The sequence below is a fragment of the Nonomuraea sp. NPDC049152 genome, from assembly GCF_040648355.1.
GTDB lineage: Bacteria > Actinomycetota > Actinomycetes > Streptosporangiales > Streptosporangiaceae > Nonomuraea.
The window spans coordinates 105,629-120,723 of the sequence record NZ_JBEZDO010000031.1 but is presented as its reverse complement, the minus strand read 5'-3'; the positions used below and the strand labels follow the sequence as shown (position 1 = coordinate 120,723).

The following is a 15,095-nucleotide window of genomic DNA, read 5'->3' as shown; positions in this document are numbered from 1 at the left end:
TCAGTTGCACTCGCGTCACGGAACAAGATCTACCGGTCCAGGCCTCACCACGAGGGCGAATCGACAGATTGATCACGACCCAATACGCGCCCTAGGGCGTGTCCTGTGGATCATTGGTGGGGGTTTGGTGTAGATCATCCGTGTGGATGAGGAGCGTCTGAAGCGTCACGATCTGACGGATGAGGAGTGGGAACGGCTGGCGCCGTTGCTTCCGGGCAACCCGCGTCAGGGTGGTCGGTGGGCAGATCACCGAACGGTCATCAATGGGGTCTTCTTTCGGGTCCGGACCAACATCGCCTGGCGTGATCTGCCGCCCTGGTACGGGAACTGGAAGACCGTCTATAACCGGCATCGCCGCTGCTCGATGGACGGTACCTGGGAAAAGATCCTGGACGGGTTACGGGCCGGATGCGAGGCGGCCGAGGGTGAGGATTGGACGCTGAGTGTGGATTCCACCGTGGTGCGCGCCCATCAGCATGCCGCCGGAGCCCGGCAGGCGCCGCCGGCCGACTTCCCGGTAAAGGGGACGCCGTAGATCACAAACCGGTCAAGGGGCGGGAGGCGCTGGGCCGCTCGCGGGGCGGGCTGAGCACGAAGGTGCATCTGGTCGCCGACCAGCGTTGCCGTCCCATCGCGCGGATCATCAGTCCTGGTCAGCATGCCGACAGCCCATACTTCCGGCGGGTGCTGGAGCGCGTGCGGGTCGTACGTCCTGGCCTGGGCCGTCCCCGTAAGCGACCTGGGCGCGTGTTGGCCGACAAGGCGTACTCTTCGCGTGGCAACCGCGCCTACCTGCGCCGACGTGGGATTAAGGCGGTCATCCCGATCAAGAAGGATCAGCAGGCTAACCGTCTCAAGCAAGGAAGCAGAGGCGGGCGACCGCCCGGCTTTGACGCCGACAGGTACAAGGAGCGCAACACCGCCGAGCGGTGCGTCAACAAGCTGAAGGGCTACCGTGCGGTGGCCCTGCGCACCGACAAGCGTGAGCGCGTCTACCAGGGCACCATCGATGTCGCCTCGATCAGGATCTGGCTCCGCGACCCAGCTTCGTGATCAAAAGAGCAACCCCTCGGAGGCGACAAACGGCCACGGTTTTGTCAGGGCCGCATGTGAGCATACCGGCAACCGATCAAGGAGGTACGGTGACCGATCCCCTGACCCCGTTCCGCTGGCTGGAAGCCTATATAGGAGATGAGCACGACCTGCTCGGAGAGATCTTCTGCGTGTCCTTCTTCCACCGGCTCGACCCAGCCGAGGTGCTGAGCCGCTTCACCCCCGTCTCACCAGCAGAAACGATGACCTTCAAAGAGTCGTGCGGGCGTGCCAGGGCGTACTTCGAGGACACCGGCGACGTCCTGTACGTCGGTGTCGCTCAGGTTGGGCAGTGGAGCGTGGCCGTCGAGCCGTGGGGTGGGCAAGCCGTGCTGTCCACCATGGTGACCCGACTGTCGCTAGCCAGCGAGGTCGTGAGTGTCGGCCGCAACGACTACGCCAGACACCGCTTCGTGTACGCCATCGACGGAACCGTCGTCACGGGCTTTAACCCGGCGGAACCAGACCGGCGATGGGGTAATGATCCGGATCGGCTGAACGGCTTGATGCGCGAGGTTGGCATGGAGTTGGAGCCTCCAGCGGACGAAGGACAGTTGGAGTCCAACGGCAGCATGAATCAACGCCCCGTCGCCCGGGCCTTCGCGCTGGCAGCCAGGATCACCGGTGTAGCGCTCACTTTGACCGCTTTGAACAGGTTGCATTTCGTCAGCGCTGCCCGGAAATACGAGCGATCAACGAAGAGGGGACGCAGCGGTCAGCGTGCGATGAGCGGAGAGAAGAGCGAAGAGATCCGTCAGTGGGCCAAAGCTCACGGCCTGCCCATGAGCGAGCGGGGCCGAATCGCCTCCACCGTCGTAGAGAAGGCCGAAGATCCACGGGACACGCCCTAGTTGCGCACCCGCAGTTTGTAGTCCTGGCAGAGGACCGCGGTGGGCAGCTGGGCGACTTCCCTCGAAACGGGCTGCCATTGGTGATCGCTCCCCTCCCGGCATGAACGCGCGCGAGACCCGGACGGATCTGGCTGAAGGTGGCGGTATCACTCGCCGGCGCGACACGCGTCAGTGTCGCCGTACTCGGATTTGGGTCCAGGCAGACGCTGATGTCGCTGTCGCCTGTCAGTCAGACCGTTCAGCGCCCGGCGAAGCTCTTCTACCTGCGGCGCGGTGTTCGAGTAAGCGCACATTAGGTCCACCCAGGTCAGAGGCCGTCTCTGTTGATCAGAGACGGCCTCTTTCGCGTCTGTGCAGCAGGGCCGTACGGCTTCTCGCGGACAGGGCGTCCGACGGGGGAGTCGGGCCCCGAGTGATCTTTCGCGAGCCGCGTCGACCGCATGATCATCGTCGAGTGGGCCAGCTGCGCGGCCCTGGACCCGCACTTCAAACACGTCGCCCAGGTCCTGGGCCGGATTCTCGCCGAGCCGTTCACCCTGCGCCGTCTGACCGACGTCCCCGCCTGAGACGCCCCCGCACCAGAGGTCGCTCGCGGGGCCGTCCTTTCGCGAACGTCATGGGAGGACGGCCTCGCGGGTTGTGTCCCCGCTCGCCGAGACCAGGAGCAGCGCGCTGATGAGACGAAGGTGACGCTGGCCGGACTGATCGGCCGGGCCGGGGACCGGCTCTGCTACCGCTACGACTATGGCGACTGCTGGGACCACGACATCGAGGTGGAGAAAGTCCACCGGGCGGTGACGAAGACGACCTATCCGCGGTGCAGTGCCGGGACAGTGGCATGGGGAACGCCGCTGTTCTCGGAAGTCGTGGTCGTCTCGCTTCCGAGAACACGTTCTTCTCGGAAGTCCGGGGACCTGCGCAGATCGGCTCACCTGGGGGCTGGGGCCGCGTTCGGGAGGAGGACGCCGATCCGACTCGGATCTTATGTGACGCAGCTCACATTTGATTACGTGAACTCGCGCTGATCGTACGGGCGAAAGCTGACGAACCACTGCGCAAGGGACGGGAGCACCATGTGATCGCCGAAGAATCCAGCAGGGCCGACGACGCTGAGCTGATACGGCGCTCGGAACGCGCTCCGGAGGCCTTCGCCGACCTCTTCGACCGGCACGCGCCCGCATTGCGGCGCTATGTCGCCCGGCGGCTGGGTCCCTCCCTGGCCGACGACATCGTCTCCGACGCCTTCCTGGCCGCCTTCCGGCGCCGCGGCCGCTACGACGCGAGCCACCCTGACGCGCGGCCTTGGCTGTATGGCATCGCTGCCCGGCTCATCAGCCGGCATCGGCGAGTGGAGATCCGGTTCTACCGGGCGCTGCTCCGCAGCGGCATCGACGAGATCGCCGAGCCGTACGCCGAGCGCGTCGACGACCGGGTCGCCGCGCAGCAGGCCGGGCTGGCGGCGGCGCTGGCGGAGCTGTCACCCGGTGACAGGGAGGTGCTGTTACTCGTGGCCTGGGCCGACATGTCGTATGAGGACGTGGCCCTTGCGCTGGACATCCCGGTCGGCACCGTCAGATCCCGCCTGCACCGGGCCAGGGCCAGGACGCGGCAGGCGCTCGGCGGATCCAACCCCGTGGCGACCCGAGAGGAGTCTTTGGATGGATGACCTGCGATCGCTGCGCGAGTGGCGCGCCGAGGTTCCTGAGCCGGGCCAGGAGTGGATCATCCCAGAGCGGCGGCGGCTGCTGACGCGGGTCAGGGGGCGCGGTCGGGCGCTGAGGCGCCGCCTGCTCGTGGTCGGGGCGCTGGGGGCTGCCGCCGCGCTCGCCGTGGCCACCCTGTGGCCGCAACCGCCCGCCCCGGGCCCGGCGAACACGCCGTCGGTCGTCCGGCTCGACTCTGGCGTGGTGCTGGCCCGCGCCGCCGAGGTGGCGGGCAGGCGCAGGGGTCCCCTGGTGCCCCTGCCGACGCAGTGGCACTACACCAAGACCCTGGACAAGCAGCCGAACTCGGACACAATCAAGACCCACGAGCAATGGATGCGCTACGACGGCATGCAGGCCGCCAACTTCGGCGAGGACGGCGAGCTGGTTGTCGGTCCCGAGGGCAATCCCCTGGATCCGGGCGATGACGACCTGTCACCGCAACAGTACGACGCCAAGCTCCGCGAGCTGCCGACCGACCCGAGGAAGCTGCTGGCCAAGGTCACAGGTGATCGCCACTGGATCGAGGGGGCACGCGAGGAGGGCGTCCCCAAGAGCGCCGAACCCGCCGACGCCCGCGCCTACCGGGTGATCATGCTCTACCTGAGCAGGTACGGCACAATGCCACCGCGGTTGGAGGCGGCCATGTTCCGCGCCCTGGCGCTCATTCCCGGCGTCCGAATCGAGCAGGGCGTGAGCGATGCCGCAGGCCGCAGCGGCCTGGGCGTCTGGCGGGAGCCAGTCGGCGACGAGCCCCGCCGCTACGACATCCTCGACCGGGATACCTACCGTTACCTGGGATGGCGGAGAGTCTGGTTGCGTGATGAGTTCCTGTTCGACGACAGCGAGCCCGCCGTCCGCAAGGGTGCGGTGTGGAGCACGGCCCTGCTGTCGTCGGTGATCGTCGAGCGTCCCGGCCAGCGGGGCTGACGCTCACCGCACGGGCGGGAATCCGATGAACACGCCACGACTGTCTGGATGTCAGGAAGGGTCGCCGACGCGTAGCCATCGCTCGGTGGCCCTCAAAGGGGCTACCGCGGCCGGGACACCGACTCTGGCCTCAGACCCTCACCATGGCGAACATCATCAACGACAAGATCGTCGGCGACGCCAAGGACATACGGCCCTCGTCGTGTATCGCGCGGAGGATCCGGCCGACGTGATCGCGATCATGTTGAGGCATCGCCGCAGCCATGGCTGATCGTGATGGACGGTGTGGGCTGGGCGGGAGAACAGGACCGCCTCGAGAAGGCCGCCATGATGCAGGTCTCGTGCACCGTGACGATGGACGGGTGGGAACGCAGCGTCGCCGCGGTGCGCGCCTCGCGGAGCGTGCGTTCGGCGAGCTCGGCCCGTGATGCCTCGTCGAGGTCGGGCGGCAGCCGCACCTCCTTGATGGCCACTTCCTGCCGGAGGAGCTCGTCCATCGCCCGCCAGACCGTGCCCATGCCGCCCTGGCCGAGCTGTGACAGCAGCCGATAGCGGCCCGCGAGCAGCGTCACCGTGCCATTGCAGACGTCCCGGACTCTCCGACCATTCGAAGCCTCCTGTCGATATCCGGCTCAGCAGGGCACATCAGATAGTAGGGGAACAGATCACGAACGGCAGCGAGTGGTGATCAGAGACGCGTCGTCGAGGGTCGCGATGAGGCTGTCAGTCAGCCTGAGGGTGACGTCGGCGGTCCACTGCTGGGCCAGCTCGAGGAACTCGGTCGGGGAGGCGTGGGGGTGTAGCGGTCGGTTGTGGTCGAGCCCTCCGAGGGGGACATGGGCGCTAGATCCAGCCCTGTTTCCTGGCGAGGAGGACGGCCTGGAAGCGGTTGGTGGCGCCGAGCCGTACCAGGAGTTCTGCCACGTACCTGCGGTAGGTGCGCAGGCTCACGCCCATCTCCCTGGCCGCGATCTCGTCCTTGTCGGCGCTGGACAGCAGGTGGAGGACCTGCCTGCCGTTCGCGAGAGCTGAGGACGGGGGCCGTGTCGGGTTCGAGGTCGGCCGCGTGCCCACAGCTGCTCGAACAGGTCCCCCATCGTCGCGACGGCGCCGGGCTGGCGGATCATCAGGGCGCCGGATTGCAGGGCGTTCGGCACCGTGGGGACGAACACTACGGAACGGTCGAAGATGACCATCTGCTGTCCGACGTCGTCGACGACGCGGTGCCGGTCTCCCGCCCTGTGCAGCCGTGTGCAGTACTCGATGACCGCCTGATCCGTCAGCGACTGTCGCGCGATGATCGTGCGCCACCGGACGCCCTCCGCGAGCCGCTGCAGGTAGGCGGGCATCATGTCCGTGCTGATCCGCCGGCGGCTCGGGCGGACGGCCGGCACCTCCCGGGCGTCGAGCGGCGAGCGCGTACTCCAGCCCGGCGATCACCCGTGGCCACGCCCCGCGTGGACCACTTCGTGCGCCCACTGGTCGCGGGGCTGGGTGTGCAGGCGCCAGTAGTGTTCGGCGATGTCGTCGGGGTCGAAGTCCGTGCCGGGCGCGACCGCCCCCGCCACGGTGACGCTGGCCACGTGCACGCCCGACTCCCCGTACTCCTGGTCGAGGAGCGTCACCAGCGTGCGGACCCCCGCCTTGCCCAGCGACAGGCTCACGTACTCCCGCTTCGGCTCGGGCATGCCCCCCGTGATGAGGAACGATCCGCTTCCGCGCCGCGCCATGGCGGGGGCGACGTGCGCGGCGGCGGTGAGGGCGCCGACCACGTTGACCGCCCACGCGTCCAGGTGCCCCCTCGCCGACAGCCGGCCAGGCCCGTCGGCCTGGATGATCGCGGCGTTGTAGACGACGACGTCGGGCAGGCCGTGCTCGGTGGTGGCCGCGTCGAGGGCGGCGCGCAGCCCTTCCTCGTCGGTGCTGTCGGCCCGCAGCGTGGTGACCGGCACGTCCAAGGCCGTCACGCTCCCGGCGGGGATCTCACCGCGCGCGACGAGCGCGATCGGCATGCCTTCCTTCGCGAACCGGCGTGCGACCGCCATGCCGATCCCGGGACCAGCCCCGATGATCACGGCTCCAGCCATCGTTCTCTCCTCCATCGGTCCCACTGTTGCTCATCAGCGACAATGGGGACGCTAAGGCATCACATCGATGTGAGGGTCAACCCTGGAGTGGCGACATGCGGATCGGCGACCTCGCCCACGCGACGGGGGTGAACCGGCGGCTGCTGCGCTACTACGAGGAGCAGGGCCTGCTCAGGCCGGTACGGCTGGCCAACGGCTACCGGCAGTACGCCGACAAGGACGTCGCCGCCGTACGCCATATCAGGACGCTGCTCGCGGCCGGCCTGCCGACGGCGGTCATCGCCAGGCTCCTGCACTGTGTCCATGACGAGGGGGAGCGGATGGTCCCGTCGTCCTGCCCCGCCATGATCGACAATCTGCGCCACGAGCGTGCCCGCATCTCCGAGACGATCACCCAGCTCCAGGCGTCCCAGCAGGTCCTCGAGGAGATGCTCGCCACGGCGCTGAGCGCGCGGGCATAGGGCGGGAGACGAGGGCCTGTCGTGGTCAGTAGCTCTTGAGCGAGATGGCCGTGGCGGCCTTGTGGATGGGCTCGACGACCTTGGTCATCATGCGGTCCTTGCCCGGCATGTACTTCATCAGCGACAGCATCGTCATCGCGATCCTGATCTGGCCCTTGGTCCGCATCACCATCCGCTTGATGTTGGCGGGGCCGAGCTTCTGGTTGGCGGCGACGAAGGGCCGCATCTCCCTCTCGTACGCCGCGAAGCCCGCCTCGTGGTCGCCGGCCGCCGCGGCCAGCTCGCCCGCCAGGACGTAGGCGCCGACCAGCGCCAGGCTGGTGCCCTGTCCTGAGGCGGGCGAGGCGCAGTAGGCGGCGTCGCCGACCACGGCGACCCTGCCGGTGGACCAGCGGTCCATGTGCACCTGGCTGAGCGAGTCGAAGTAGAAGTCGGGCGCGTCGGCCATGCCCTCCAGCAGGCGCGGGACCTCCCAGCCCTCGGCCGCGTAGGCGCCGGCCAGGATCCGCTGCTGCTGTCCGCGGTCGCGGTGGTCGTAGGCGATCGGCTCGGAGGCGAACAGGAACATCGCCTTCGCTCCCGTGTCCTTGGCGGTGCTGTAGGTCAGCGCGGTACGGCCGGCGCCCACGTAGGTCAGCTCCCACCTGTCGAGGTTCAGGTGGTTGGGCACGCTGAAGATCGAGACGTAGTAGCCCATGTCGCGCACGAACTGCCGCTCGTCCCCGAAGGCCAGCCCGCGGGTGTTGGAGTGGAGCCCGTCGGCACCGACCACCAGGTCGTACCTGGCCCGCTTGCCGCTCTCGAAGACGACGTCCACGCCGTCGGGGCCATCGGCCAGCGAGGCGATGGAGTCGTTGAACAGGTAGTCGACCTTGTCGCGGGTCAGGTCGTACAGCAGGCGGCTGAGGTCGCCGCGCAGGATCTCCGCGTCCTCGTGGATCCGGCCGCCGAACGTGTCGCCGTCCATGGAGGCCACCCGCTTGCCGGCCGCGTTGACGACCGAGCCGCCCTGGACGTCGGTCCGCTCGCGGCGGATCTCGTCGAGGATGCCCATGCGGGAGACCACCTCGAGCGCGGCGCCCCTGATGTCGATCTTGTAGCCGCCCTCGCGGACCTCGGGCGCCCGCTCCACCACGGTGGGGGTGAAGCCGTGCCGGTGCAGCCAGTAGGCCAGCGTGGTGCCTGCGATGCTCGCGCCCGAGATCAGCACGTTCAGGTTCTTCATGGGGGGCTCCTTGAGGAGGGGGTTTCTACCTGCACTCAGAACCATACAGGCGTCTCACACAGTTGTGCAACACCTATGTCTGAGACAAACGTCTAAAAATGTGTTACCGATCCCCGCGAGCGTTTTGTTGGGTCCAGGCCCTAGTCTTCGTCGCATGGAAAAACGGGCATTCGCCGCAGCAGGGGTCACAGTACTCCTCTGGGCCTCGGCCTTCGTCGCGATCCGCAGTGCCGGCGCCGAGTACAGCCCCGGCTCGCTCGCACTGGGACGGTTGTTGTCGGGGTCCGTGGTGCTGGCGGTCATCTGGCTGGCGAGCGGTGGGGGCGTCCCGCCCAGAGCGGCCTGGCCGGGCATCCTCGGCTCTGGACTGCTGTGGTTCGGGCTCTACATGGTGGTCCTCAACTGGGGCGAACAGCTCGTCGACGCCGGCACGGCCGCGATGGTGGTCAACATCGGCCCGATCGTCGTGGCCATCCTCGGCGGCTGGCTGCTCAAGGAAGGCTTCCCCCGCGCCCTGTTCGCCGGGCTCGCGGTGTCGTTCGCGGGCGCGGCGGTGGTGGGCGTCTCGATGTCCAACGGCGGGAGCTCCTCGCTCGGCGGGGTGCTGCTGTGCCTGCTGGCGGCCGTCTCGTACGGCATTGGCGTCGTCTTCCAGAAGCCGGCGCTCCGCCACGCGAGCGCCCTGCAGGTGACGACGTTCGGCTGCTTCGTCGGCACGGTCGCGTGCCTGCCGTTCGCCGGGCAGCTGGTCGAGGACGTGTCCACGGCCTCGACGGGCGCCACGCTCAATGTCGTCTACCTGGGCGTCTTCCCCACCGCCCTGGCGTTCACGACCTGGGCCTACGCGCTGGCCAGGACGACGGCGGGAAAGATGGGCGCCACCACGTACCTGGTGCCCGCGATCGTGGTGCTGATGTCGTGGATCGCGCTCGGCGAGGTGCCCGGGTGGCTGACGCTGGCCGGCGGCCTGCTCTGCCTGGCGGGCGTGGCCGTGTCGCGCAGCAAGGCCGAGCGGTCAAGCGGCCAGAACGTGCGCTGACCTGGGGCCGACCTGGCGGGCCAGCTGCAGGAAGGAGATCAGCAGGAAGATCGCGCCGAGCGGGATGAGGTCCTTCTCGATGATGGGCAGGCCGAAGTCCAGCACGACCAGGATCGGGGTCCAAACCTTGACCTTGCGCTGGACGGCGAGCTGGACGATCAGGGCGACCTGGGCGATGTAGAACAGGAACGGCAGGCTGCCGTAGATCGCGAACTCGACGCCTGGAATCGACTGGATCGCGTCGAAGTGCGTGCCCATCGCCGCGTGGTCGGGGGAGATGAAGCCGACGACGATGTCGAGGGCGAACTGGATCGAGACGGACGCGACGCCCACGAAGGCGGCGACGACGCTGCCGGTGGCGAACACGCCCCTGCCCGCCATGCGCCGCATCTCCAGGAAGATCGGGACGAACAGGGCGAGGGCTGCGAGGAAGGCCAGGTGGCCCGCGGTCCAGGCGAATCCTGGGCCCCGCTCGCCGTCGAAGCCGTCGATGATGCGCAGGACGCCGTAGGCGAGGACGAACAGGGGAGCGGCGATGAACGCGAACTTCTTCATGCCGGAAATCCTCGCGAAACGGGGCCTTTCTGTGATCGCCGCCGCGGGCGATCCCTCGACTCCCTCCTGAGAGGGATCCCCTCCCTCCCACGACCCCGTGACGCCGGCTGCGTCAGGCCCGTTCCTGCCGGGGAAGCACCACCTCGCGGAGGATGATCAGCAGCGCGGCGACGAGCGGGATGGCCAGCAGGGCCCCGACCACCCCGAGCAGCGCCCCGCCGATGAGCGCGCCGACGATGGTGGCGACCGGCGGCACGTCGACCGAGCTCTGCATGACGCGAGGCGCGATCCAGTAGTTCTCGACCTGCTGGTAGAGGATGAAGAACACCACGCACGCGATGCCCACGGGGATGGAGACGAAGAACCCGACGGCGGAGGCGATCACCGCCCCGATGAACGCGCCGACCATCGGGATCAGGTCCGTCAGCGCCACGATCAACGCCAGCGCCAGCGCGTACGGCACACGCATCATCACCAGGAAGAAGAACGTCACCAGGCCGGCGATGAGCGAGATGATCAGGTTTCCCCCGACGTACCCGCCGATCCTGTCGATGATCGCGTCCCCGATCTGCCTGGTGCGCGCCCGCCGCGAGCGCGGCACCAGCAGGTAGCCGGCCTTCTTCATCGTCTGCATCGACCCGAGGAAGTACAGGGTGAGCACCAGCACGGTCAGCGCGTTGAAGATCGCCCCGATGACGGCCTGCCCGAAGCCGAGCAGCCCGCCGAACAGCTGCGTCCCGAACGCGCCGCTGCCGACGTACTGGACCAGCCGCTCCAGCAGCTGGAAGCGCTGGTCGAGGTCGCGGATGGTGGGGTTGGTCTGCAACTGGCGCACGTAGCCGGGGATGCGCTGGGCGAACTCGCCGCTCTGCTCGGTCAGCGGCGGCGCCAGCACCAGTCCCGTGCCGACGAACACCAGGATGACGCCGAGGAACACCACCGCGATCGCCAGCGGCTTGGACAGGTTGTGCCTTCTGAGGTACTCCACGGCGGGGTTGAGCCCGATCGCCAGGAACAGCGACACCACGATCAGCAGGAGCATCGATCCGGCGGTGGCGATCGCCTGGACGAGCAGCCACGCGGTGAGCACGCCCAGCGCGCCGACGAACCCGAAGACGAACGGGTTGCCGCCGGGCACCCTGGCCTGCCTCATCTCCTGAGCAGGCCGAGCGGGCGGGATGGACGGGGCGGGTGCGGCCGGTCCGTCGGGTCTGGCGTGCGGCGCGTCCTGAGGATCGGAGGGCGCGGGGGAGGTGGGGTCCGACACGGACTCCCACTTCCCGCGAACAGCGCGATTAGACGCTGACGTACTTCCTCGGCCGCAGCGCGTGCGCCCTGAGCGCGGCCAGGGCCGCTGACTGCCCGACGGGGGTCAGCCGTACCGAACCGTCGAGGGCGACGCCGAGCCCCAGAGCCGTGATGTGGCGCAGGAGCGTCGCCAGCGTGCCGGCGACGTCGTCGGGCTGCCATCCCTCGCCGCCGATCACCTCGGACACCTTCGCGCAGAGCCTGGACCACGGCAGCGGGTCGCCAGAGGCGAGCAGCAGCAGCGCCGCCTCGCACGCGGACACCGTGACGTCGCTGTCGCCCTGCGCGAGCAGCAGGGCCGTGGCTGCCTCCCAGAGGTGTTCGGGCGAGCCGAGCAGGCGCCGGCCCTCGGCGGTGATGATGAGCCTCGTCCCGAAGTGCCTGATCGCCCCGAGCGAGTGCTCGGCCAGCTCGCGCAGGGCGATGGCCTCGGGCGAGGGCGGCAGCCGCAGCGGCACGCCCTCCTCCGAGGCGGCCAGCACCAGCAGACCCTGCAACGCGGGCAGTGGGGCGGCGGGAACGGGCGCGTGCAGCCGTACCTCGAAGGGCTGGGCCAGCTCGCGGCGCGCGGTGCCGCGGCCGAGCACCCAGCGGTTGAGCCGCTCGCCCTGCACCCTGTGCAGCCAGCTGTCGCCACCCAGCTCGGACCTCGCCTCGGTGAGCCAGCGCCTGGTGAGGCCGACCTGGCCGTCGAAGTCGGCGGCGGTCAGCATGGCCAGCTCGAGCGCGGCCGAGCACGCCACGTGCGCGCCCAGCTCCTCGGGCCCCATGATGGTGCTCCACTGCAGCTCGGGCACGTCGGGCGGGAGCACGCCCGTTGCCTTGAGCTCCTGGTGGTAGGCGGTGTTGCCCGCTTCCTCCCCCTCGCGCTCGTAGGTACGGAGGATCTCGGTCGTGGTCGGTGAATCGCAGAGTGCGGCATAACGGTCGAGGCCGCCGAGCCGCAACAGCCGTCCGAGGGAGGTGGCCGTGCTCTCGCGGTCGCCGTCGACCTTGGTCGGCAGGGTGAACCAGAGGAACTCGCATACGTCGAGCTGAGTGACCGTCTCCAGCGGCTCTCCGCCGGTCAGCCACTCCACCGCGGTCCTGGCCTCGTCGGCCACTTCGGGCTCGGATCGCTCCAACTCCACGAGAAGCGCGGCCACGTCTGGTGCAGGCATGCCTCGAAGTTTGCCGTATGGACCCCAGCCCTGACGATGACCGAAACCGGTGCGTATCGGGTCGTGCACAGCGCCTACCCTACGAAACCAGTTGTAAGCGGACAGTTTTCGGGATCATATCCAGCGCGACTTGAACAGCATGCGGGCGTTCCATTCGGCATAGGGGATCACCTCGCCCGCAAGGACGGGGTAGAGCCAGCCGAAGTTGATCAGCGCGAGGAGCGCGAAAGCGCCGGTCACGGCGGCGCCGATCATACGACGGGAGGGAGAGGCGGTCGAGGGTCCGATGATCAGTCCCGCGGCCAGCGTGAGAGCGAGCACCATGAACGGCACCATCGGGGCGGCGTAGAACAGGAACATGGTGCGGTTGTCGGCGATCGCCCAGTAGAACCAGGGCAGCCAGCCCATCAGGTAGGCCAGCAGGACCGCTCCGGCGCGCCAGTCGCGGGTGGAGACGTACCACGCCACCATGGCGATCAGGGCGGCCAGCGCGCCGTACCAGATGACCGGGGTGCCGACGCCGAGCACCGCCTCCGAGCAGTCCTTGACCCCGCAGGCGTTCTGCCTGCCCTCGTAGAAGAAGGCGACGGGACGCAGCAGCAGCGGCCACGACCACGGCTCGGACTGGTAGGGGTGGCTGGCGTCGAGCTGGTTGTGGAAGCCGAGCACCTGGAAGTGGTAGCCGATCCAGGAACCGATCGAGCTGATCACGAAGTGGACGGGGCCCTGCGAGGTCGCCTCGGTCCAGTTGCGGCCGTAGCCGGTGGCGTTGACGAACCAGCCGGTCCACGAGAGGACGTAGGTGATCGCGGGAACCAGCGCCAGCGCCATCAACCCCGAGGGCATGTCCTTCTCCAGCGCCCCGAAGTACGGCTTGCGCAGCCCGACCGCCTTGCGCGCCCCCGCGTCCCACAACAGCGACATGATCGCGAAGGCGACGAGGAAGAAGATGCCCGACCACTTGACCGCGCACGCGGCGCCCAGGCAGAGCCCCGCCGCCAACCGCCACGGCCGGACCCCGAGATAGGGGCCCCTGTCGGACAGTGGCGAGGTCTCGTACCAGTCGACGAGGCGTGATCTGGCGTGGTCCCTGTCGACCACCAGGCACGCGAACCCGGCCAGCACCCAGAACATCAGGAAGATGTCGAGCAGCGCGGTGCGCGAGAGCACGAACTCCAGGCCGTCGAGTGCCAGCATCAGCCCCGCGAAGCAGCCCAGCAGCGTGGAGCGGGTCATCCTGCGGGCCACCCTGGCGATGATCAGGATCGACAGCGCTCCGACGAAGGCGCCGGCCGCCCGCCAGCCGAGGGGGTTGAGCCCGAACAGCCACTCGCCCGCCGCGATCATCCACTTGCCCAGCGGCGGGTGGACGACGTAGGAGGCGCACTCGCCGATCTTGTCGGCGGCGCACTGCTTCCAGATCTCGCGTGTGTGCCCTGCGAGGACGAGCTTGTCGGCGTCCTTGACGGTGACGCGCTCGACTCCCCAGGTGAGCAGGGAGTAGCCGTCCTTCATGTAGTAGGTCTCGTCGAAGACCACGCCCTTGGGCCGGCCCAGGTTGACGAAGCGCAGCACCGCCCCGAACGCGGCCAGGATCAGCGGCCCGATCCATCCCCACAGGGCGCTTCCCGGCATGGAAGGGACCAGCCTGTCGCGCAGGGAACGCCCAGACTCGCCCTCTGACTCTGAGAAGGCCTTGTGCTGGAAATCGGTCACGGCCATTCGGACATCGTAGGGGCCCCAACGCGGTAGTTACGTAAGAAACACCGCCCAATTAGGGCTGCCTGACACAATGGCCAGGTGAGAGAACAGGGCAGGCTGGTGCTGGCGGGCGCGCCGATCGGGCAGGTAGGCGACGCGTCACCAAGGCTACGCGACGCGTTGGAGAGCGCCGATGTGGTGGCGGCCGAGGACACCAGACGCCTGCGCAGGCTGGCCAGCGAGCTCGGCGCCGAGATCGGCGGCAGGGTCGTCTCCTACTACGACCAGAACGAGGCCGCCCGCGCCGCCGAGCTGATGGAGTCCCTCCATGACGGCCGCACGGTGCTGGTGATCACCGATGCGGGGATGCCGGGCGTGTCGGACCCCGGCTACCGCCTGACCAGCCTGGCCGTCGAGGCGGGCATCACCGTCACGGCGCTGCCCGGGCCCTCGGCGGTCACCACCGCGCTGGCCGTCTCCGGCCTGCCCAGCGACAGGTTCTGCTTCGAGGGCTTCCCGCCGCGCAAGCAGGGCGAGCGTGCCCGCAGGCTGGCCGCGCTGGCCGGCGAGGAGCGCACGATGGTGTTCTTCGAGGCCCCGCACCGCCTGGAGGCGGCGCTGCGGGCGATGGCCGAGGCGTTCGGCCCCGGCCGCAGGGCCGCCGTCTGCCGTGAGCTGACCAAGACCTACGAGGAGGTACGGCGAGGCGGCCTCGCCGAGCTGGCCGACTGGGCGGCTGCGGGGGTGAAGGGCGAGATCACCGTGGTCGTCGCGGGCCATGTCCCCGACGCGGGACCTCCTGACCTCGACGCGCTCGTCGCCGAGGTGGACCGGCGCACCGCCGAGGGCACCCAGCGCAAGCAGGCGATCGTCGAGGTGGCCAAGGAGGCGGGCATGCCCAAACGAGAGCTGTACGACGCGGTTCACAGGAGATCGTCTACGCCCTAAGGTGCCAAGGTGGGAAATAGGCGACTAATTCCCCC

General features: G+C 68.7%; 16 protein-coding genes and 1 pseudogene. 9 read left to right on the top strand and 8 right to left on the bottom strand.

Annotation, left to right across the window (positions count from 1 at the left end):
• Window positions 1–157: 157 nt before the first annotated feature.
• From AB0B45_RS40440 to AB0B45_RS40415, 6 genes and pseudogenes are all read left to right on the top strand, one after another.
• Window positions 158–1,053 (top strand): IS5 family transposase gene (locus AB0B45_RS40440; RefSeq protein ID WP_358142398.1). Its coding sequence is split into 2 segments (ribosomal slippage): window positions 158–533 and window positions 533–1,053, totalling 897 coding nucleotides; the frame shifts between segments, so codons are not numbered across the junction.
• Between the two features lie 89 nt (window positions 1,054–1,142).
• Window positions 1,143–1,943, top strand: coding sequence for a histone-like nucleoid-structuring protein Lsr2 (locus AB0B45_RS40435; protein ID WP_358142389.1), 801 nt, complete (start codon window positions 1,143–1,145; stop codon window positions 1,941–1,943).
• A gap of 440 nt (window positions 1,944–2,383) precedes the next feature.
• Entirely contained in the window at window positions 2,384–2,509 is a 126-nt protein-coding gene (locus AB0B45_RS40430; protein WP_358142386.1) for a hypothetical protein, read from the top strand.
• 99 nt (window positions 2,510–2,608) lie between these two features.
• A pseudogene (locus tag AB0B45_RS40425) lies at window positions 2,609–2,968 on the top strand (hypothetical protein); the annotation flags it as partial.
• Between the two features lie 50 nt (window positions 2,969–3,018).
• A complete protein-coding gene (locus AB0B45_RS40420; protein ID WP_358142383.1) occupies window positions 3,019–3,609 on the top strand; it encodes an RNA polymerase sigma factor in 591 nt (196 codons plus the stop codon).
• Window positions 3,602–4,576, top strand: a complete 975-nt coding sequence (locus AB0B45_RS40415; RefSeq protein WP_358142380.1) for a CU044_5270 family protein — start codon at window positions 3,602–3,604, stop codon at window positions 4,574–4,576. Before AB0B45_RS40420 ends, AB0B45_RS40415 begins: the two co-directional genes overlap by 8 nt.
• 239 nt (window positions 4,577–4,815) lie before the next feature.
• Here AB0B45_RS40415 and AB0B45_RS40410 read toward each other — a convergent pair whose 3' ends face one another.
• The 3 genes from AB0B45_RS40410 to AB0B45_RS40400 form a co-directional block, all read right to left on the bottom strand.
• Entirely contained in the window at window positions 4,816–5,148 is a 333-nt protein-coding gene (locus AB0B45_RS40410) for a hypothetical protein (protein ID WP_358142377.1), read from the bottom strand.
• A 271-nt stretch (window positions 5,149–5,419) separates the two neighbouring features.
• Complete coding sequence (locus AB0B45_RS40405; protein WP_358142375.1) at window positions 5,420–5,650, bottom strand: hypothetical protein; 231 nt, start codon at window positions 5,648–5,650, stop codon at window positions 5,420–5,422.
• A gap of 362 nt (window positions 5,651–6,012) precedes the next feature.
• The gene (locus AB0B45_RS40400; protein ID WP_358142372.1) at window positions 6,013–6,663 is read right to left on the bottom strand and encodes an SDR family NAD(P)-dependent oxidoreductase; all 651 of its coding nucleotides are present in this window, start codon (window positions 6,661–6,663) and stop codon (window positions 6,013–6,015) included.
• Window positions 6,664–6,758: 95 nt separating this feature from the next.
• Between AB0B45_RS40400 and AB0B45_RS40395 the strand changes: the two genes are divergently transcribed.
• Window positions 6,759–7,124: a MerR family transcriptional regulator gene (locus AB0B45_RS40395; protein WP_358142369.1), complete on the top strand. Its 366-nt coding sequence runs from the start codon at window positions 6,759–6,761 to the stop codon at window positions 7,122–7,124.
• 25 nt (window positions 7,125–7,149) lie between these two features.
• Here the strand turns inward: AB0B45_RS40395 and AB0B45_RS40390 are convergent, their stop codons facing one another.
• Window positions 7,150–8,349, bottom strand: a complete 1,200-nt coding sequence (locus tag AB0B45_RS40390; protein WP_358142366.1) for an FAD-dependent monooxygenase — start codon at window positions 8,347–8,349, stop codon at window positions 7,150–7,152.
• Window positions 8,350–8,503: 154 nt separating this feature from the next.
• Between AB0B45_RS40390 and AB0B45_RS40385 the strand changes: the two genes are divergently transcribed.
• Window positions 8,504–9,388, top strand: a complete 885-nt coding sequence (locus AB0B45_RS40385) for a DMT family transporter (RefSeq protein WP_358142363.1) — start codon at window positions 8,504–8,506, stop codon at window positions 9,386–9,388.
• Here the strand turns inward: AB0B45_RS40385 and AB0B45_RS40380 are convergent.
• The 4 genes from AB0B45_RS40380 to AB0B45_RS40365 all read right to left on the bottom strand — a co-directional run bounded on the left by AB0B45_RS40380 (window position 9,365) and on the right by AB0B45_RS40365 (window position 14,133).
• Window positions 9,365–9,943 carry a hypothetical protein gene (locus AB0B45_RS40380; protein ID WP_358142360.1) on the bottom strand — a complete coding sequence of 193 codons (579 nt, stop codon included), beginning with the start codon at window positions 9,941–9,943 and terminating at the stop codon, window positions 9,365–9,367. The genes AB0B45_RS40385 and AB0B45_RS40380 overlap by 24 nt on opposite strands.
• 112 nt (window positions 9,944–10,055) lie before the next feature.
• Window positions 10,056–11,210: an AI-2E family transporter gene (locus tag AB0B45_RS40375; RefSeq protein ID WP_358142357.1), complete on the bottom strand. Its 1,155-nt coding sequence runs from the start codon at window positions 11,208–11,210 to the stop codon at window positions 10,056–10,058.
• Between the two features lie 28 nt (window positions 11,211–11,238).
• Window positions 11,239–12,411: a hypothetical protein gene (locus tag AB0B45_RS40370; protein WP_358142354.1), complete on the bottom strand. Its 1,173-nt coding sequence runs from the start codon at window positions 12,409–12,411 to the stop codon at window positions 11,239–11,241.
• Window positions 12,412–12,525: 114 nt separating this feature from the next.
• Window positions 12,526–14,133, bottom strand: a complete 1,608-nt coding sequence (locus AB0B45_RS40365; protein ID WP_358142352.1) for a phospholipid carrier-dependent glycosyltransferase — start codon at window positions 14,131–14,133, stop codon at window positions 12,526–12,528.
• Between the two features lie 78 nt (window positions 14,134–14,211).
• Between AB0B45_RS40365 and rsmI the strand changes: the two genes are divergently transcribed.
• Window positions 14,212–15,060 (top strand): 16S rRNA (cytidine(1402)-2'-O)-methyltransferase, encoded by an 849-nt coding sequence (gene rsmI, locus AB0B45_RS40360; protein WP_358142349.1) that lies wholly within the window; start codon window positions 14,212–14,214, stop codon window positions 15,058–15,060.
• Window positions 15,061–15,095 lie beyond the last annotated feature (35 nt).